Here is a 1,130-nt window from a genome sequence, read left to right on the forward strand (position 1 = left end):
ACCATGAGTGCCGGCCGTCGAACCGGTACCGGCCACACCACCCTTGCCACCGGTGCCACCGGCACCACCGGAGGTGCCCGCGGCGGCACCCGAGCTGACCGCGTCATACCCGGCGCCGCCGGCGCCGCCGGCACCACCGTTGCCGCCCTTGCCCGCCGCAGCCTGAGTGACACCATCGGCCTGCAGACCACCCTTGCCGCCATTGCCACCGTTACCACCGGCCGTACCGGCACCACCATTGACGCTGCCCGCGGTGCCCGCGGCGCCGGCCGTACCGGCTTTACCCGACCCACCGTTGCCACCAACGCCAGCCGCGCCATCAGCGGCACGACCACCACCGACCTGCAGCCCGCCCTGTCCGGCGTTACCGCCGGCACCACCATTGCCACCGGAGGTCCCGGCCGCCGCCGCACCATCGGAAGCCGCGTCGTAACCGGCACCACCGACACCACCGCTACCGCCCTTGCCGGCCACACCGTTGGCACCGTTGGCGGCTTGCGCTCCACCACCGGAGAAGCCACCGGCGCCACCAGCCCCGGCGTTACCGCCATTGCCACCATGGCCACCGGCACCACCATCGGGGCTGCCCGCCGTGCCCGCCGTGCCCGCCACACCCGTCGAGCCCGCGGTACCCGAACCGCCCTTGCCGCCGACACCACCGGCGCCGTGAGTGCCGGCCGTCGAACCGGTACCGGCCACACCACCATTGCCACCGGTACCGCCACTGCCACCGGAAGTGCCGGCCGCGGCACCCGCGCCTACCGCGTCATAACCGGCACCGCCGGCACCGCCGGCACCGCCGTTGCCGCCCTTGCCCGCCGCGGCCTGGGTGACACCGTCGGCCTGCAGACCACCCTGGCCGCCATTGCCACCGTTACCACCGGCCGTGCCGGCACCGCCGTTGACGTTGACCGCATCGCCGGCAGTACCGGCGACTCCGTTCTTGCCCGATCCGCCATTGCCTCCGAGACCGGCCGAGCCGTTCGCAGCGTTGCCGCCACCGACCTGAGCGCCGCCCAGACCGGCGTTACCGCCGACACCACCGTTGCCGCCGGACGTACCGGCTGCCGCCGCACCGTCCGCGGCAGCGTCATAGCCCGCACCGCCGGCACCACCGTTGCCGCCCTTGC

General features: G+C 74.2%; 1 pseudogene. It reads right to left on the reverse strand.

Annotated elements, in window-relative coordinates:
- A pseudogene (locus LI94_RS24105) lies at positions 1–1,130 on the reverse strand (PE family protein); the annotation flags it as partial.

Origin of the sequence: Mycobacterium sp. UM_Kg27 (assembly GCF_000972905.1) — a bacterium.
GTDB lineage: Bacteria > Actinomycetota > Actinomycetes > Mycobacteriales > Mycobacteriaceae > Mycobacterium.